A 16,210-nucleotide genomic window follows, 5' to 3' on the forward strand; every position below is an offset into this window, starting at 1 on the left:
ATGAGCATCGCATCTGCCGAGGCGCTGCATGCTGCCTTGGCCACCGTCATTGATCCCGAGCTCCGGCGCCCCATCACGGAGCTTGGAATGGTGGAATCGGTGTCGGCCGATGATGACGGCGCCGTCCACGTCGCAGTTCTGTTGACCATTGCCGGGTGCCCCTTGCGTGAGACCATCACCAAGGACGCCACCGACGCCCTGTTCCGGGTGGAAGGCGTCACAGGCGTGGATGTTGAGCTGAAGGTCATGACGCAGGCCCAGCGGGAAGCCCTCAAGGAACAACTCCGCGGGCCTGGTGGACAGCGCGGCATACCCTTCACCAAGCCTGGCTCCCTGACCAAGGTGTACGCAGTAGCCAGCGGTAAAGGCGGTGTGGGCAAGTCATCCGTCACCGTCAATCTGGCGTGTGCACTTGCCGCCCAAGGCCTCCGAGTTGGCATCGTGGACGCCGATGTGCACGGCTTCTCCGTGCCCGCCCTGATGGGGATCAACCAGAAGCCCACGCAGGTGGACGACATGATCCTGCCGCCCGTCGCCTACGGCGTGAAAGTCATCTCCATCGGCATGTTCGTCGCAGGCAACCAGCCGGTAGCCTGGCGCGGTCCCATGCTGCACCGGGCCCTTGAACAGTTCCTCACCGACGTCTACTTTGGTGACCTCGATGCCCTCTTCCTCGACCTGCCTCCGGGCACGGGCGACATCGCCATCTCCGTGGCTCAGCTCCTGCCCAACGCGGAAATCCTGGTGATCACCACGCCGCAGGCAGCTGCTGCGGACGTCGCCGAACGCGCCGGTACCATCGCCACCCAGACAGGTCAGAAAGTGGCCGGCGTCATCGAAAACATGTCCTACCTGGAAATGCCCGACGGCGAACGGATGGAATTATTCGGAAGTGGCGGAGGTGCCATCCTGGCTGAACGGTTAAGCGCTGCCGTGGGCAGCGACGTTCCGCTCCTTGGGCAAATCCCGTTGGACATCCGCTTGCGGGAGGGTGGCGACACAGGAAAGCCCGTGGTCCTGGCAGCGCCCGAAACGGCTGCCGCAAAAGCGATGGAAGGTATTGCTGCCGCCTTGGCCACGCGACCTCGCGGACTGTCCGGCATGCCCCTGGGGATTCAACCGCGCTAGGCAGCGCGGCTTCACGCTGAGCTGGCGCTCCCACCGGGCTGTCAGCTGCTGCGAATCAGGTCGCTTCGGAATCGAACGGTGCAGCTTCGCCCTCGGCGAGCCGCTCAATGACCCTCACAGGGGCCTTGGGCTTGGTATCTACTGCAGAGGCAGCAGCTGCGGGAGCTCCAGCGCTGACAGGCTTCGTATCGTCGTCAAGGAGCGCGTCCTTGATGATTCGACGGGGGTCATACTGGCGGGGGTCGTACTTCTTCCAGTCGACCTCATCGATATCGATGCCGACTTCTTCTTTGATCTGCTCACGGGCGCCGGAAGCCATCCTGCGTACTTCCTTGACCAGGTTGGCGAGCTTTTGAGTGTATTCGGGCAAACGGCTGGGACCGATGACGAGTACGCCGATAATCAGAAGGAGTATGAACTCCGGGCCGTTGATTCCAAACACGCTACGAAGATTACCTTGTCTGTGGTGCCGCTCATAAACCGGCGGGACGGAGCAGGGTCTGAAGGCCCCGCAGCAGTCTTTGGTACCAGGCTTCCGGATCTTCGTCGGCGGACATCAACGCCATGGACTCCCCTGCCCGGACGATTTCAGGGACGGCGTCGTCCGCGCTGTCCGCCGGGAGGTCGGAGGCATAGCTGATGACCGCGGCCGGCATAGTGTAGACAGCCTTCCACGGGCTTCCCTGCGTGACAGAAAGCTGCGCCGACGTAGACCGTCCAATGCCGGGTCGATCCGCCGGCAGATGTTCCTCCACAATGGTGGCGTAGTGACCGTTGCTTTCGAGCCTGATCTCCACAGCCGGATTCCCGTTGTGCAGGGTGGCTTGGGCGGAGACGACGTGGAAGCCCATTCCGGATAGCTCGGGACACGCCCACCCGTCTTCCCGCAGTGACTCCAACTGGGCGGCACTCAAACTGACTTTGCTGCCGGCCCGAAACGCGGGTCCAACCATGGCTTCTGTGGGGTTACCCGTCCAGGCACCGGCAAGCGCGCCAACATCACTGGTTCCGGCGAGGGCCTGTGGTCTTTCATCGCCGGCGATCAGATAGGCGGATAGTGCCAAGGCTCCTGCGCTCACCGCCAGGACGCCGGCAGCAACACCCGCAATGCCAAAGCCCCGCAACCGGCGGCGGGGATATTTCGGTGTTAAGTACGTTGGTGCCGGTTCGTTGGCCAGGCGTTCGGTGTGCTGAATCAACCGCGCCGCAAGATCCTGGCTGGCTTCGGGCACGGCCGCACCACGGAGGCGTTCAAGGTACTGCCGTTCCCGGCGCAGCGCGATCCGGCAGTCCGAGCAATCCTTCAGGTGTTCGGGGCTGCGTGTATGGCGAAGCGCAGCCAATTTGCGCCGGGACAGGGCTCCCGGACGAAGTGAACGTCGAGGCATCGACTACCTAAAGAATGCTGGCGATGCGGGGCATCTTCAGCCGCGGCTTGCGGGCCTCTGCCGGGCGCGGGTCACGGTGGGCCAGCTTCTCGCGCAACATGGTCCGTCCGCGATGAATACGGGACCTGACGGTTCCAAGCTTCACACCGAGTGCCTCCGCGACTTCGTCATAGGAAAGGCCCTCAAGGTCACACAGCACGACGGCGGCGCGGAAGTCCGGCGGGAGTTCTTCCAAGGCCCTTTGTACATCAAGGTCAAGGTTGTTGTGCTCGAAGCTCTGCTCCGGGCCCGGCTCGCGGCCGGGCAAGCGGGATTCTGCATCCTCAGCAAGCGCGTCGAAGCGGATCCGGCTCTTGCGCCGTGCCTGGTCCAGGAAGAGGTTGGTGGTGATGCGATGCAACCAGCCATCCAGGGTTCCCGGCTTGAAGTTCTCAAGGGAACGGAACACCCTGACGAAAACTTCCTGGGTGAGGTCTTCGGCGTCGAACTTGTTGCCGGTCAGGCGATAGGCGAGGCGATATACCTTGGCGGAGTGGTTCGAAACCACTTCCTCCCAGCTGGGCATGACCCAATCAGTAACGGCCTCAAGGCTTTCCGATGTTTGGACTGGCGCAGCATGCGATGCCGGCATCGTCCACTCCCCTCAAACTGTGGTTCACCGAGTCTTCGGCGCCGCCCACCTCATGGATGACCGGAGCATTATCATCCCAAGTTTGTCTGGGAATTTCCTGACTGGCAGAGGATTTCCCCGCACGGCTGAAATCGGCCGCGGACACAGGCGCGGGAGGCTTCCCTGCAACGTGTTTACGGTTGCGGACACAGTAGTCTTGGTACAAACACCCCTACCCGCGGAAAGCGAACCCCTTCATGAGTGCCGACAAGTCAAGCAGCTGGTCCTACGCAGAAGATCTGCCGGCTGAGGATGACGTGTTGTTGCGCGCCCGGGAGCGCTCCTTCGAACTCGGTGTCACCCCCATCAGTCCTGGCGTAGGTGCCGTGCTGACAGTGCTCGCGGCAGCTTCGAAAGCGCAGACAGTGGTGGAAGTCGGCTCAGGTGCCGGGGTATCCGGGGTTTGCCTGCTGCGTGGATTGAGTCCCCATGCGGTGCTGACCACTATCGATGTGGACGTCGAACACCTCAAGGCGGCCAGGGAAGCGTTCCTGGAATCGGGTAGCCCGGCCAACCGTACCCGTACCATTTCAGGCCGTGCAGCCGACGTGTTGCCGCGCCTGACGGACTCCGCCTACGACCTCGTCTTCATCGACGCCGACAAGCCAAACTTTCCCAAGTACGTGGAACAGGCAATCCGCCTCCTGAAGTCCGGCGGCACCCTGGTCATCAACGATGCTCTGGACAAAGACCGCGTCTCCAACCCCGCAGCGCGGGATGCCACCACCGTGGTTCTGCGTCAGATCGGCAAGGCCATTCGCGACGACGAGCGGCTGGCCTCGGCGATGCTGCCCACCGGCGATGGACTTTTGGTGGCCGTCAAGAAGTAGGGCGGTTCATCAAGCCAGGACTTGAACCAGCAGCAAGAGCTTAAACAAAACAGGGCCCCGGGCTTTGAACTGCCGCCGGGCCCTGCTTTGTAACTCTAGTCAAAACGCCTATTCAGTAACGCCTACGAGGCATTCCTTGAGGTTGGCCGCTTCCGCGGCGTTGAGCTCGACAACGAGTCGTCCTCCGCCTTCGAGCGGCACACGCATGATCAAGCTGCGTCCCTCTTTGGTAACTTCCATAGGGCCGTCGCCGGTACGTGGTTTCATAGCCGCCATTAGGAAAATCCCCTCCATTTGTCCCAAGTCACGCCAACCCGGCCGGGCTGGTTCCGCGTCGCAATTGCAGCCGGCGGCACCGCTTGGGAGGCCGCCTTGGCCGGGCACTTTTCGGTGCTTTGTCCTTGCTCTTAGTCCATTATCCCGTAATTACCTGTCCGTAGCGAATCAAACACCTATTTGTCCGAGCTTTGTACATACTCCCCCGGTCCGGCAAACGTCCACGTCAGGGCGGGTAGTCCCCGCCCCCGGGAAGCGGAGCCCACGCCCACAGCCACACCACCCAGACGATCTGGAGGAGGACGAACATCAGCACCACGGTTCCCCGGTACGCCTTGGACTTGGACAGCAACGCCACCCCCAGTGCCAGCGGGAACAGGGGCAGCAGCATTCGGAACGTACTGGTCTGCGGATGAAGGAACACCAGCAGGTAGCCCATGTAGCAGGCGCACCAGAGCCGCAACTCGGTTCCGAGCGCCCGGACTGGCTTTGACACCATCACCAGCACGAAAAGTGCCGTGAAAAGGAAAGGGGCCAGCACACCCAGTACGGGACCGAACAGCATCCTGCCCGTGTCGAACCACGGCTTGAAAGGCACAAGATCGTGCCCCCGCCAAGCTGTTTCGGTGCGTGTGTAGGCAGTTAAATCACCGGTAGTGGCCCAAGCAATCGCCGGCCATGCCAGAGCCCCGGCGCCCGCTGCCAACACCAATGCGGCCAGCGACAACAGGCTGCGCACCGGCATCGGCCCTGCGCCGTTGGAACGCGAAGCCGAGGCTGGAGCCGACAGCGTCCTGGATGGCCCAAAGCGCTGCCATAAACGCCAAAGCAACAGCAACCCCACCATGGCTGCAAAAGGTACCCCCGTAGGCCTGGACAGGCACATCAGGAGCACTACCGGGATAGCTGCCAGGTACTGGCGCCGAACCACCAGCAGCAAGGAACCCGACAACAGCAACAGGTTCAAGGACTCGGCATACGGGACCTGGAGGATGGGTGATACCGGGAAAGTAGAGACGAAGATGACGCCCCACAGTGCGGCCCGCCTGCCTGAGAACTCGCGGAAGAGTCTGTAGATCACCAAAGCTGCGCCCAGACCTGCCAGCATCGCGATGATGGTGAGAGAAGGGAGGGTTCCTATCCCCGTGACCGCCGAGAGACCCCGGGCCAGGAAGGGAAAGAGCGCATAGAACGCCCACGCATTTTGTGTGACTACGCCACTGGCGTCCACGGGCAGGACCGAGGGGTATCCCTTGTCAGCAGCTTCCTGGTACCAGCGCCCATCCCAGATAGTGATGAAGTTCCAGTAGTCCGGAGCCGGCGGGAACCAGGGGTTCATTCCCTGATGAATGGCGGCCGCCATGAAGATACAGGCGCTGACCAGCCTGGCAGCCACAAAGACCAAGGAAACCTGCAACCACCAGGGCCACCCAGCCATTCCGGCAACCACGGCTGATAACGCCCGGGAAAGCCGTGCGGTGGGTCCTTGCTGCACCTGTGTCTTCGTGGCAGCAGCTTCCTTCGGCGCTGGGACTTGGGAGCTCACTGCCGGGCCCGGCCGGTTTCGCCGTCCTCAAGACGCGGCTGAACCAAGGCGCCAAGCCGTTCGATCTCGCGATCCTTCGCCTGTAGCTGGTCCCTCAGCTCATCCAGGACCTGGTCAACCTGATCCATGCGATACCCGCGAAGGCCCAACGCAAAGCGCAAGGAGTCGACGTCGGAGGGCTTGGCCTCCTCAGGCAGCAGGACTGCGGGCAAGTTGGGGACCGGTTGGTCAAGTCCCGATCCGATCGAGCGCCCCCGAACGATCCCGGCGCCGAGATACAGCGCCGCGCCAATGAGGACTATCGCGAGAAACACCAGGAAAAAGCTCACAGGATCCATCGTGCCAGAAGCAGCCGCCTATTCCGGGCGCTGGTTTCCATTGATGGTAGGGGGAAGCGGTGCACCGTGCAACACACGGTGGACGGCATCGGCTGGGTCATCCACCAGTTGGATCAGGTCAAGGTCCTTCTCGGAAACCATTCCTTCTGCCACCAGGGTGTCCTTGATCCACTCAATCATGGGTCCCCAGAACCGAACACCAAGCAGCACAATGGGGAACGACGTCACTTTGCGGGTTTGGACAAGCACCATGGCCTCGAACAACTCATCGAGGGTGCCGAGTCCTCCAGGAAGCACCACGAAGCCCTGCGCGTACTTGACGAACATGGTTTTGCGGGCGAAGAAGTACCGGAAGTTGATGCCCAGGTCCACCCACTGGTTGAGACCCTGTTCGAAAGGCAGTTCGATGCCCAAGCCAACGGAGACTCCATTTCCTTCCACGGCGCCCTTGTTGGCAGCTTCCATGGATCCGGGTCCGCCACCGGTGATCACCGCGACTCCGGCTTCAGCGAGTTTGCGTCCCACATCGACGGCCATCTCGTAGTACTCGGTTCCGGGCTTGGTACGCGCTGAACCGAACACGCTGACGGCAGGCCCCAGGTCGGCAAGGGCCCCGAAGCCCTCCACGAACTCGCTTTGGATCCTCAGGACGCGCCAGGGATCGGTATGGATGAACTGCCCGGCACCGCTCGTATCCAGCAGATGCTGGTCCGACATCCCCGTGTCTGCCTGTTTACGTCGAAGCTCCAAGGGACCCTTGTGCTTGGCGGGCGCGATCTCCGAGGGGAGCGGCACATGGGTACCCTCGACGCGGCCGTTGGCATCGGGGTGGGGAACTGGGTGCTGGCTGATGCTCATTGCCCAAGGCTAGCGCGGATGAAGGCCTGCTCCGTCGCTGCGACCCGCTTCTTGCATTGCAGTCTGGTATATCGCTGTGGGGCAGGTTTCTGTTCAGTCACGATCTTCAGGAAGTTGCCGTGACCGTGGTCATATTTGCTTCTTTGTTCGCTAGATTCGTCGTATGACTACTCAAGCGTCCGGCGATGCCCTCGTCTCCCTGAACGGCGTCAACAAGCACTACGGTCAATTGCACGTCCTCAAAGACATCAACCTCCAGGTTCAGAAGGGTGAAGTCGTGGTGGTTATCGGACCTTCCGGTTCCGGTAAATCCACTCTCTGCCGTGCGATCAACCGTTTGGAAACCATCGACGACGGCGACATCGCCATCGACGGGAAGAAGCTTCCCGAAGAAGGCAAGGACCTCGCACACTTGCGTGCCGACGTCGGCATGGTGTTCCAGTCCTTCAACCTGTTCGCCCACAAGACGATTCTTGAGAACGTCACGCTGGGTCCCATCAAGGTTAAGAAGGTGGCCAAGGGTACGGCCGACAAGGAGGCCATGGCCCTCCTTGAGCGTGTAGGCGTCGGGCACCAAGCCCCGAAGCTTCCCGCCCAGCTCTCCGGCGGCCAGCAGCAGCGTGTGGCAATTGCCCGCGCTCTCGCCATGAAGCCGAAGGTCATGCTGTTCGACGAGCCCACGTCCGCGTTGGACCCCGAGATGATCAACGAAGTACTGGACGTCATGATCCAGCTGGCCAAGGAAGGCATGACCATGATCGTGGTCACCCACGAGATGGGCTTCGCCCGCAAGGCCGCTGACCGAGTGGTGTTCATGGCCGACGGTCAGATCGTGGAAGACGCAACTCCCGAGGAATTCTTCACCAACCCGAAGAGCACCCGTGCCAAGGACTTCTTGTCCAAGCTCTTGACCCACTAGCTCCTTACCGCCAGCACCCCCGGCCGTAAGGCGGCCACTCAATGAAAGGAACGTCATGAAGTCTCTTATTACCCGGAGGAAGTCACTCCTGGTGGCCGCATCGGCTGCGCTTGCTCTCTCCCTGAGCGCTTGCGGCGGCGGCAGCAGCACCACCACTCCCCCCGTTGCCTCGGCGAGCTTCGAAGCCGGCACCACCATGGAGAAGCTGAACAAGGCCGGGACGATCAAGATCGGCACTAAGTTCGACCAGCCGTTGTTCGGCCAGAAGGGCCTGGACGGCAAGCCTGTCGGTTTCGACGTCGAAATGGGCAAGGCAATCGCGGCCAAGCTTGGAATTCAGGCTGACAAGATCGAGTGGGTAGAGACTGTCTCCCAGAACCGTGAGTCGTTCATCGAGCAGGGCCGCGTCGATCTTGTGATCGCCACGTACACCATCAACGATGCCCGTAAGGAAAAGGTCGCTTTCGCCGGACCGTACTACGAAGCAGGCCAGGCACTGTTGGTGAACAAGGACGACACCTCCATCACCAAGCCCGAAGACGTCTCCGGCAAGAAGGTCTGCTCCGTCACGGGTTCCACCCCGGCCAAGACCATCGCCGAGAAGTATGGTGCTGAGGTAGTCCCTGCGGCCACCTACACCGCTTGCCTGGAGCCGCTGCGCAACAAGCAGGTTGTCGCCGTCACCACTGACAACGTCATCCTCGCCGGCTACGTGGACAAGGAACCGGACGCCTTCAAGCTTGCTTCCGATGAAACCTTCACCAAGGAGCCTTACGGCATCGGCTTGAAGAAGGACGACACCGTTTTCCGCAACTGGATCAACGACCAGCTTGAGGAATTCGCCAAGGACGACACCTACAAGAAGGCTTGGGAAGCCACTGCAGGCAAGGTCATCAAGACCGCTCCTGAACTTCCTACGATCGACCGCTACTAGTCGGGACCCGTCAACTGCCGCCGCCCACCCGGACGGCGGCAGTTGACGAATCCAGGACCCTGTTCCCTGATTAGCTGCAGCCAAAGGAAGCCATGGACGCCGTCATAGCAAGCCTCCCCGAGTATTGGGACGGATTTCTCCGAACCCTCTATCTCTCCATAATTTCAGGAATCATTGCCCTCGTTGTCGGCACACTCCTGGCAGCCATGAGGGTTTCCCCCGTGGCAGCACTTCGCGGTTTCAGCATGTTCTATGTTGAAGTGGCGCGTAACACCCCCCTCACCATCATTTTCTTCTTCGCCGCCATTGTCCTGCCGCGGTTGGGCGTTAAGTTTGAACAATTCGAAGTCGCGGCCATCATCGCATTGAGCAGCTACACGGCGGCCTTCATCGCCGAAGCCGTCCGTTCCGGCGTCAACAGCGTGCCTGTGGGCCAAGCAGAAGCTGCCCGCAGCGTCGGCATGACCTTCACCCAGGTGTTGGGCTTCATCGTCCTCCCCCAAGCCGTACGCACCGTCATACCTCCGTTGATCAACATCTTGATTGCCTTGGTCAAGAACTCCTCAGTGGCCGGCGCGTTCTTCGTCCTGGAGCTTTTCGGCTACGGCCGCCAGCTCTCCAACGACTACGGCAACCAAGTCCTTTGGATACTCCTCGGGGTGGCTTTCTTCTACCTCCTGATCACAGTTCCGCTGGGACTTCTGGCGCACTTTGTTGAACGAAAGGTGGCGATTGCCCGATGACATCGGTCCTGTACGACGTCCCCGGGCCCAAGGCCCGCCTCTATTCGCTCCTGGGCTCCGCCGCCGGAATCCTGATCATCCTCGGCATCCTCGCCATTGCCGTCGTAACGCTGGCACAGCAGGGCATTTTCGACGCCGACCGCTGGGAGATCTTCTACGGTCCCATGGCACCGGACGTCTGGAACCTGATCGGCCAAGGCATTCTCTCCACCTTGGCCGCAGCTGCCGTGGCAGCCGTGATCGCATTCCCCCTGGGCATCGCGCTCTGCCTGCTGCGTATCTCCCTGATTCCCTGGATCCGGATTCCCACGCAGGTGGTGCTTGAGTTCCTCCGCGGCATGCCCGTGGTCCTCATGATGTTGTTCGTCCTGTTGGTTTTCGCCACGGGTCAGTTCCAAGCCGTCGTTGTTGGCCTGGTTCTCTACAACGCCGCCATCTTTGCTGAGATCCTGCGTGCGGGCATCCAGTCCCTCCCCAAGGGACAGCGCGAGGCTGGTCTTGCCATCGGCCTCCGAAGCTTCCAGTCACGGATGTCCATCGAGTTCCCCCAGGCAGTTCGCCGGATGCTTCCGTCCTTGGTGGCCCAGCTGGTGGTTCTGCTCAAGGACACCTCGCTCGGCTACATCGTGGGCTACGAGGAACTCCTGCGGAAGATCCAGATCATGGCCGACTTCCTGGGCCCGGACTTCCTCTTCCCTGCGTTCTTCGTAGGTGCTGCGATCTATATCCTGATCAACCTGACGGTGTCACGGATTGCAATCATGATTGAGCGCCGCGGTTCCAAGAAGACGGCCGGCGGCGTGGCCTCGGCCATCAAGACGGTGGATCTTGAAGTCAACGTACCGGGTACCGATAAGAAGTAGCTCTGTAGCAAAGAAGAAGGTCCGCAGCCACAGTGACCAAGTCACCAGGCTGCGGACCTTCTTCATGTGCCGAGCGGGATGCTCCGGGACTACGGCGCCAGCCACGTCCTCAGTGCACGGAGGCACTCACGGACAGCGTCGGCGTCGACGTGTTCGTTGTCCTTGTGCGCCAGCAACGGATCACCGGGTCCGAAGTTCACTGCCGGGATGCCCAACTCGCTGAAACGCGCGACGTCGGTCCAACCATACTTGGGCTTCGGCTCGGCGCCTACTGCGGCAACGAAGGATGCGGCGGCGGGGTGGTTGAGTCCGGGCCTGGCGCCGGCAGCGGCGTCCGTGCGGACGACGTCGAATCCTTCCAGAAGGTCCCGGACGTGGGCTTCGGCTTGGTCCGGCGTCTTGTCCGGCGCGAACCGGTAGTTGATTTCCACCACGCAACGGTCCGGGATGACGTTCCCCGCAGTTCCACCCTTGATCTTCACCGCGTTCAGGCTCTCGCGGTAATCGAGGCCGTCCACGTTGATGGTCTGCGGCTCGTAGGCGGCGAGCCGTTCGAGGATGGGCGCCGCGGCGTGGATCGCATTGACGCCCATCCATGCCCGGGCTGAGTGGGCTGTTTCGCCGACGGTAGTGGCTTCGAAACGGCTGGTGCCGTTACAACCACCTTCCACCGTTCCGTGAGTCGGCTCCAGCAGGATCGCGAAGTCGCCCTGTAGAAGATCCCCGTGGTTGCGGACCAACCTTCCAAGGCCGCTCTTGACCGCTTCCACTTCTTCATGGTCGTAAAAGACGAAGGTGACATCCTTGTCGGGCTGCCCGCCGTCGTCGAACAATGTTGCCGCCAGGGCGAGCTGCACCGCAACGCCGCCCTTCATGTCCGTGGTGCCACGCCCGTAAAGGACGCCTTCGCCGGGGACACCGGACTCCCACGTGGCCGGAACAGTACCCAACGAGCCCGGCACGGTGGGCAGGGGTACGGTGTCCAGATGTCCCGCCAGGATAACGCGCTCGGACCGGCCAAGTTCGGTGCGCGCGATGATGGCGTCGCCGTCCCGGGTCACGGTATAGGCGGGGATGGCGCGTAGAGCGGACTCGACGGCGTCAGCGAGCTCGGTCTCGTTGCCGGACACGCTGTTGAAGTCAATGATCGCGGCCGTCAGCAAGGCAACGTCCTGGCGCAGGTCAAGGAGGGCGGGAGCAGGGTTCAGGGTCACCCGTCCAGCCTAATGCCCGCAAATGCGACTTCTATGGCATGAGACGGGTTTTAACCGACCTCTGCCTGCTGGATAGACTTGCCCCATGACTGAAACTGCTTCCTCTGCTGTGCCCGTAAACGCGCCCGTCAACCAACGATCGGCCTATGGCTTCGGCCTCGCCACCATCGCCACCTCGGCTTCCGGGGAAGCAACCGTGCTGGACGTTTGGTACCCCGCGCCCGCTCTGGGCGTCGCCGCCGAGACCTTGCGCGACGTGGACAACGCCGATCCCGCACTTCTTGCACTTGCCGAGGACGGCAAGGACGCCGACCGCGGAACCGAGCAGAAGGTGGTCTTCGCACAGATTGACCTCGACGCAGCTCCCGCAGACACGGCCGACGCCTACCTGCGCCTGCACCTGCTCTCCCACCGCCTGGTCAAGCCCAACAGCATCAACCTGGACGGCGTGTTCGGCAAGCTGCCCAATGTCGTATGGACCAACTTTGGACCGGCAGCCGTGGACGGCTTCGAGCTGACCCGCGCCCGCCTGCGCAAGCGCGGCAACGTTGTGGTCTTCGGCGTGGACAAGTTCCCGCGGATGGTCGACTACGTCGTTCCCACTGGTGTGCGCATTGCCGACGCCGACCGCGTCCGTTTGGGTGCCCACCTCGCCGAAGGCACCACGGTCATGCACGAAGGCTTCGTGAACTTCAACGCCGGAACCCTGGGCACCTCCATGGTGGAAGGCCGCATCTCGGCAGGCGTCGTGGCCGGCGACGGCACGGACGTCGGCGGTGGAGCGTCCATCATGGGCACGCTCTCCGGCGGTGGCAAGGAAAAAATCGCCCTGGGCGAGCGTGTACTGCTCGGTGCCAACTCCGGCGTGGGCATCAGCATCGGCGACGACTCCGTCGTGGAGGCTGGCCTGTACGTCACCGCAGGCACCCGTGTACGCGTTCCAGGCCCCAAGGACGAGAACGGCGAGGACACCAGCAAGATCATCAAGGCCGTGGAACTTTCCGGCGTCCCGAACCTCCTCTTCCGACGTAATTCCACCACCGGCGGCGTGGAAGTCCTTCCGCGCAAAGGCCAGACAGTGGAGCTGAATGAGGCTCTCCACGCCAACTAGCAGGAGAGAATCAATGCGCCGGTTCCGCCGCGCCATCGTTGCGGTGCTGGCTTTGGCCCTCGTAGCAGGTGCCATTTACGCGATAGTTGCCGTGCTGCAGCGCTCCGAGACCCTGGTCACGGAGCGCTGCTTCGCCGTCGTCGGCTCTGAAAGCCATGAGCTCGCCACGGACCAGACCGCCAACGCATCGCTCATCTCGGCCATCTCCGTCCGGCGGGGGCTTCCACCCAGGGCGGCGAGCATCGCTCTTGCCACAGCCATGCAGGAATCCAGGCTGCGCAACATCAACTACGGCGACGACGCCGGACCCGACTCGCGCGGCTTGTTCCAGCAGCGCCCCTCGCAAGGCTGGGGAACCGAGGAACAGGTGATGGACCCTGTCTATGCAAGCAACGCCTTCTTTGACGGACTGGTCAAGGTGCCCGGCTACGAGACCATGGAGATTACCCAAGCCGCCCAAGCGGTCCAACGTTCCGCCTTCCCCCGCGCTTACGCCCAGCACGAGGGCATGGGCCGGGCCTTCGCTTCCGCCCTCACCGGACACTCCACCTCGTCATTGAATTGCGAATTGCGCATGCCGGAGGCTGCAGGTGACCCGGCCGTCGTCGTCGATGAACTCACGACGGCGTTCGGCCCCCAAGCGGCCACCGTCCAGGGCCGCTCGGTTCAGCTGGAAATTGGCGGAACGCAGGCGTGGGCGATGGCACATTGGGCAGTGGCAAACGCCAAGACGCTGTCCATCACGCAGGTGGATTTGGCCGGCCAGACGTGGAACCGGGAGAAACGCGACGGATGGCAACCCTCCGCCGCTCCCACAGAGACGGTCACCATCACCGTTTCAGCGCCAACCACCTGAATTTTTGGACGGCCCTATCAGGCCAGCATCTCCACTACCGGTTGGACGTAGCTACGGAACACATCGGGCTCGGAGAGCAACCGGTGGCTCATGATCATGGTGCTCGGTTCCAGGTACCAGGCCCGGGGTTCATTGAGAGGCAGCTCAATGATGGTGAGTTCGAAATCCCGGGAACTGCGGCCGACCTCGAGGAGCCTGTCCTCCACCATTTCATTCAGTACATGAGTCACCCCGTTGGCTTCACGGGCGGCTTCAAGATGGGCATATTCGTCAATCCTGTCCGTAGCCCATCCGAGTGCGGAGCCGAAATGTGCCTGCAGGACGCGTTGGAGTGCCGGTGAGTTGCCGAAGGCCTTGAAGCTTGGTGGAGCCAACTCGGGTGCCGGGTTGGGGTACGACTTCACCAGGCTCTCCCACCACGCCTCCCACTCGGTCTTCAGTGCCGTGATACCTCCGACGTCAGAGGTGAGGTGCTTGTGGTCTGCATGACGGACTTTAGGAGATGCCTGGGAGAGCATCGGTTTGCCGGCACCATCCAGTCCCGCTACGTCGCGCAAGTACAGGGCGATGAGCATCGGCCCGGACGTATCCATAGTGATGCGCCATCCCGGGCCGCCAGACTCGTGCATGCGAATTCCTCCCTTTGGCAGGTCCCCGACATGTCCCAGTCTATTCCCGATGGCTCCTGACAGTAATGGCGTTAATCGCCTCTTACGGTGTGGGTAGCAACGGCATCCCTAGGCAGGCACTGCCCCCAGGGAGCGCAGGTGAGCCGTGAGGACGTCGCTACACATCTCTGCGGTCATCCACTCGGGCTGCAGAAGCGCATGCATGCACAGCCCGTCCATGGTGGCCAGGAGCCTCTCCGCTTCCGTGACAAGGGTTTGCTGTGCGTCAGTTTCACCGGGATTCAGGAGCATGATGAGCCGACCGACGACGGCGGCCACGGTGCGGTGGCTTCGCCCGGCTTCGTCCGCCAGGACGGGCTTGATCCGTGCTGCGTGCCGGAACGCCATCCACACGCAGGCATCTACTGCGAGTTCCTCGTCCAAGGGCAGGAACTGGCCGAGGAGATTCAGCACAGCGTTGTGCTGCCCGGGGCTTCCAGGTGAGGCGTCCTCGACGTTCGCGAGTGCCGCCTCAAGACGCCCGGCAATACGGTCGATCACGGCCGCGAAGGAGAAAACCAGAAGTTCATCACTGCTGGCGAAGTAGTGCCGCACCGAACCGACAGCCAGCCCTGCTTCGTCAGCTACTTCCCTCAGTGATGCCCGCTCCAAACCATCGCTGGCGATAATCCGGAAGACGGCTTGGACAACGTCATGGCGCCGGGCTTCGGCATCAACAATTTTGGGCACCAGTAGTTTTTAGCACGAACGTGCTTCAACACCGCTCAACACAGAGCGGCGTGGCTCCGATTTCCGATAGCGTAGGAACCATGAAAATTCTTGTCACGGGTGGCACCGGCTACATCGGTTCCCACACCGTTTTGTCCCTTCAGGAAGCCGGCCACGACGTCGTTGTGCTCGACAACCTTGTGAACTCCAGCGAGGAATCCCTCCGCCGGGTTTCGGAGCTCACCGGCAAAACTGCCGCCTTCCACAAGGTGGACCTGGTGGACGAGCCCGCGGTTGAGGCCGTCTTCGACCAGCACCAGATCGACGCCGTGATCCACTTCGCGGGGCTGAAGGCCGTAGGAGAGTCCGTCCAGGAACCCCTCGCCTACTACTACAACAACATCGTGGGCACCCTGAACCTGCTCCGCGCCATGGACAAGCACAACGTGCGCTCCATCGTCTTCAGCTCCTCGGCCACGGTGTACGGCGAGCACAACCCGATTCCTTACATCGAGAAGATGGAAATCGGCGCCAACAACCCTTACGGCCGCACCAAGGAACAGATCGAGGACATCCTCTCGGACCTGGGCAACGCGGATGACCGCTGGCATATCGCACTGCTGCGCTATTTCAACCCGGTTGGAGCGCACCCGTCCGGCCGCATCGGCGAGGACCCCCAGGGCATCCCGAACAACCTCGTCCCCTTCATTGCACAGGTAGCAGTGGGCCGCCGCGAGAAGCTCATGGTCTTCGGCGGAGACTACGACACCCCCGATGGCACTGCGCAGCGCGACTACATCCACGTAGTGGATCTGGCCGATGGCCACGTAGCAGCCCTGAACTACATCGCCGAGCGCGCCGGCGTCCGTCGCTGGAACCTGGGCTCCGGACGCGGTTCGTCCGTTCTGGAGGTCCTGCGTTCCTTCGAGAAGGCCGTGGGCCGGCCGATCCCGTACGAGATCACCGACCGCCGCGCCGGCGATCTCCCCGCCTTCTGGGCTGACGCTTCCTCCGCCCTTGCCGACCTTGGATGGTCCACCACAAAGACCGTGGACCAGATGTGCGAGGACCACTGGCGCTGGCAGAAGAACAACCCTTACGGCTACAACGCAGCTGAGGCTGCCGCGACGAGCAACGCTTAGGCGAGCACCGCTTCAGCAACCAACGACGGCGGCCGCACACCTCGCGCGAGGTGTGCG

The 16,210-nt window shown here is 62.1% G+C and carries 19 protein-coding genes; 9 read left to right on the top strand and 10 right to left on the bottom strand.

What is annotated here, in order from left to right:
• Positions 1-1,128 (top strand): Mrp/NBP35 family ATP-binding protein, encoded by a 1,128-nt coding sequence (locus A477_RS0108625; protein ID WP_017198608.1) that lies wholly within the window; start codon positions 1-3, stop codon positions 1,126-1,128.
• 55 nt (positions 1,129-1,183) lie between these two features.
• Here A477_RS0108625 and A477_RS0108630 read toward each other — a convergent pair whose 3' ends face one another.
• The 3 genes from A477_RS0108630 to sigE are packed head-to-tail and all read right to left on the bottom strand — an operon-like array spanning position 1,184 to position 3,147.
• Positions 1,184-1,570, bottom strand: a complete 387-nt coding sequence (locus A477_RS0108630) for a twin-arginine translocase TatA/TatE family subunit (protein WP_017198609.1) — start codon at positions 1,568-1,570, stop codon at positions 1,184-1,186.
• Between the two features lie 31 nt (positions 1,571-1,601).
• Complete coding sequence (locus A477_RS0108635) at positions 1,602-2,516, bottom strand: hypothetical protein (RefSeq protein WP_237715757.1); 915 nt, start codon at positions 2,514-2,516, stop codon at positions 1,602-1,604.
• A 7-nt stretch (positions 2,517-2,523) separates the two neighbouring features.
• On the bottom strand, positions 2,524-3,147 hold the full coding sequence (sigE, locus tag A477_RS0108640) for an RNA polymerase sigma factor SigE (RefSeq protein WP_017198611.1): 624 nt from the start codon (positions 3,145-3,147) through the stop codon (positions 2,524-2,526).
• Between the two features lie 236 nt (positions 3,148-3,383).
• Between sigE and A477_RS0108645 the strand changes: the two genes are divergently transcribed.
• The gene (locus A477_RS0108645) at positions 3,384-4,016 is read left to right on the top strand and encodes an O-methyltransferase (RefSeq protein WP_017198612.1); all 633 of its coding nucleotides are present in this window, start codon (positions 3,384-3,386) and stop codon (positions 4,014-4,016) included.
• A gap of 108 nt (positions 4,017-4,124) precedes the next feature.
• On the opposite strand, the gene A477_RS22965 is transcribed toward A477_RS0108645, so the two are convergent.
• From A477_RS22965 to A477_RS0108665, 4 genes are all read right to left on the bottom strand, one after another.
• Positions 4,125-4,292 carry a DUF3117 domain-containing protein gene (locus tag A477_RS22965; protein ID WP_009357720.1) on the bottom strand — a complete coding sequence of 56 codons (168 nt, stop codon included), beginning with the start codon at positions 4,290-4,292 and terminating at the stop codon, positions 4,125-4,127.
• Between the two features lie 226 nt (positions 4,293-4,518).
• On the bottom strand, positions 4,519-5,730 hold the full coding sequence (locus tag A477_RS0108655; RefSeq protein WP_026005470.1) for a putative hexosyltransferase: 1,212 nt from the start codon (positions 5,728-5,730) through the stop codon (positions 4,519-4,521).
• 104 nt (positions 5,731-5,834) lie between these two features.
• Positions 5,835-6,176 carry a DivIVA domain-containing protein gene (locus tag A477_RS0108660; protein ID WP_017198614.1) on the bottom strand — a complete coding sequence of 114 codons (342 nt, stop codon included), beginning with the start codon at positions 6,174-6,176 and terminating at the stop codon, positions 5,835-5,837.
• An 18-nt stretch (positions 6,177-6,194) separates the two neighbouring features.
• Positions 6,195-7,034: an LOG family protein gene (locus tag A477_RS0108665; RefSeq protein ID WP_017198615.1), complete on the bottom strand. Its 840-nt coding sequence runs from the start codon at positions 7,032-7,034 to the stop codon at positions 6,195-6,197.
• A gap of 163 nt (positions 7,035-7,197) precedes the next feature.
• On the opposite strand from A477_RS0108665, the gene A477_RS0108670 reads away from it, so the two are divergent.
• The 4 genes from A477_RS0108670 (at position 7,198) to A477_RS0108685 (ending at position 10,493) form a co-directional block, all read left to right on the top strand.
• Positions 7,198-7,953: an amino acid ABC transporter ATP-binding protein gene (locus A477_RS0108670; RefSeq protein ID WP_011775438.1), complete on the top strand. Its 756-nt coding sequence runs from the start codon at positions 7,198-7,200 to the stop codon at positions 7,951-7,953.
• A 55-nt stretch (positions 7,954-8,008) separates the two neighbouring features.
• Positions 8,009-8,887 carry a glutamate ABC transporter substrate-binding protein gene (locus A477_RS0108675; RefSeq protein ID WP_017198616.1) on the top strand — a complete coding sequence of 293 codons (879 nt, stop codon included), beginning with the start codon at positions 8,009-8,011 and terminating at the stop codon, positions 8,885-8,887.
• Between the two features lie 92 nt (positions 8,888-8,979).
• Positions 8,980-9,630 (top strand): amino acid ABC transporter permease, encoded by a 651-nt coding sequence (locus A477_RS0108680; RefSeq protein WP_017198617.1) that lies wholly within the window; start codon positions 8,980-8,982, stop codon positions 9,628-9,630.
• Entirely contained in the window at positions 9,627-10,493 is an 867-nt protein-coding gene (locus tag A477_RS0108685; protein ID WP_017198618.1) for an amino acid ABC transporter permease, read from the top strand. The genes A477_RS0108680 and A477_RS0108685 overlap by 4 nt, the downstream gene beginning before the upstream one ends.
• Before the next feature lie 89 nt (positions 10,494-10,582).
• On the opposite strand, the gene dapE is transcribed toward A477_RS0108685, so the two are convergent.
• A complete protein-coding gene (dapE, locus tag A477_RS0108690) occupies positions 10,583-11,707 on the bottom strand; it encodes a succinyl-diaminopimelate desuccinylase (protein ID WP_017198619.1) in 1,125 nt (374 codons plus the stop codon).
• Between the two features lie 85 nt (positions 11,708-11,792).
• Here dapE and dapD point away from each other — a divergent pair, with 85 nt between their 5' ends.
• Both dapD and A477_RS0108700 read left to right on the top strand, forming a co-directional pair.
• On the top strand, positions 11,793-12,818 hold the full coding sequence (gene dapD, locus A477_RS0108695; protein ID WP_017198620.1) for a 2,3,4,5-tetrahydropyridine-2,6-dicarboxylate N-succinyltransferase: 1,026 nt from the start codon (positions 11,793-11,795) through the stop codon (positions 12,816-12,818).
• Between the two features lie 13 nt (positions 12,819-12,831).
• A complete protein-coding gene (locus A477_RS0108700) occupies positions 12,832-13,674 on the top strand; it encodes a hypothetical protein (RefSeq protein ID WP_017198621.1) in 843 nt (280 codons plus the stop codon).
• Positions 13,675-13,691: 17 nt separating this feature from the next.
• Here A477_RS0108700 and A477_RS0108705 read toward each other — a convergent pair whose 3' ends face one another.
• Positions 13,692-14,303 carry a hypothetical protein gene (locus A477_RS0108705; RefSeq protein ID WP_017198622.1) on the bottom strand — a complete coding sequence of 204 codons (612 nt, stop codon included), beginning with the start codon at positions 14,301-14,303 and terminating at the stop codon, positions 13,692-13,694.
• A 108-nt stretch (positions 14,304-14,411) separates the two neighbouring features.
• Positions 14,412-15,032 carry a TetR/AcrR family transcriptional regulator gene (locus A477_RS0108710; RefSeq protein WP_017198623.1) on the bottom strand — a complete coding sequence of 207 codons (621 nt, stop codon included), beginning with the start codon at positions 15,030-15,032 and terminating at the stop codon, positions 14,412-14,414.
• 80 nt (positions 15,033-15,112) lie between these two features.
• On the opposite strand from A477_RS0108710, the gene galE reads away from it, so the two are divergent.
• Positions 15,113-16,153, top strand: a complete 1,041-nt coding sequence (gene galE / locus A477_RS0108715) for a UDP-glucose 4-epimerase GalE (RefSeq protein WP_026005471.1) — start codon at positions 15,113-15,115, stop codon at positions 16,151-16,153.
• The last annotated feature ends 57 nt before the right edge of the window (positions 16,154-16,210 follow it).

It is taken from the genome of Arthrobacter sp. M2012083, assembly GCF_000281065.1.
Classification (GTDB): Bacteria; Actinomycetota; Actinomycetes; order Actinomycetales; family Micrococcaceae; genus Arthrobacter.

What these genes read in the sequence shown, in the direction of transcription:
- A477_RS0108700 (WP_017198621.1), top strand. Translation starts at nt 12,832, where the DNA reads ATGCGCCGGTTCCGCCGCGCCATCGTTGCGGTGCTGGCTTTGGCCCTC.
- A477_RS0108675 (WP_017198616.1), top strand. Translation starts at nt 8,009, where the DNA reads ATGAAGTCTCTTATTACCCGGAGGAAGTCACTCCTGGTGGCCGCATCG.
- A477_RS0108670 (WP_011775438.1), top strand. Translation starts at nt 7,198, where the DNA reads ATGACTACTCAAGCGTCCGGCGATGCCCTCGTCTCCCTGAACGGCGTC.
- A477_RS0108655 (WP_026005470.1), bottom strand. Translation starts at nt 5,730, where the DNA reads ATGGCTGGGTGGCCCTGGTGGTTGCAGGTTTCCTTGGTCTTTGTGGCT.
- A477_RS22965 (WP_009357720.1), bottom strand. Translation starts at nt 4,292, where the DNA reads ATGGCGGCTATGAAACCACGTACCGGCGACGGCCCTATGGAAGTTACC.
- A477_RS0108660 (WP_017198614.1), bottom strand. Translation starts at nt 6,176, where the DNA reads ATGGATCCTGTGAGCTTTTTCCTGGTGTTTCTCGCGATAGTCCTCATT.
- A477_RS0108635 (WP_237715757.1), bottom strand. Translation starts at nt 2,516, where the DNA reads ATGCCTCGACGTTCACTTCGTCCGGGAGCCCTGTCCCGGCGCAAATTG.
- A477_RS0108645 (WP_017198612.1), top strand. Translation starts at nt 3,384, where the DNA reads ATGAGTGCCGACAAGTCAAGCAGCTGGTCCTACGCAGAAGATCTGCCG.
- sigE (WP_017198611.1), bottom strand. Translation starts at nt 3,147, where the DNA reads ATGCCGGCATCGCATGCTGCGCCAGTCCAAACATCGGAAAGCCTTGAG.
- A477_RS0108665 (WP_017198615.1), bottom strand. Translation starts at nt 7,034, where the DNA reads ATGAGCATCAGCCAGCACCCAGTTCCCCACCCCGATGCCAACGGCCGC.
- A477_RS0108685 (WP_017198618.1), top strand. Translation starts at nt 9,627, where the DNA reads ATGACATCGGTCCTGTACGACGTCCCCGGGCCCAAGGCCCGCCTCTAT.
- A477_RS0108625 (WP_017198608.1), top strand. Translation starts at nt 1, where the DNA reads ATGAGCATCGCATCTGCCGAGGCGCTGCATGCTGCCTTGGCCACCGTC.
- A477_RS0108705 (WP_017198622.1), bottom strand. Translation starts at nt 14,303, where the DNA reads ATGCACGAGTCTGGCGGCCCGGGATGGCGCATCACTATGGATACGTCC.
- galE (WP_026005471.1), top strand. Translation starts at nt 15,113, where the DNA reads ATGAAAATTCTTGTCACGGGTGGCACCGGCTACATCGGTTCCCACACC.
- A477_RS0108680 (WP_017198617.1), top strand. Translation starts at nt 8,980, where the DNA reads ATGGACGCCGTCATAGCAAGCCTCCCCGAGTATTGGGACGGATTTCTC.
- dapD (WP_017198620.1), top strand. Translation starts at nt 11,793, where the DNA reads ATGACTGAAACTGCTTCCTCTGCTGTGCCCGTAAACGCGCCCGTCAAC.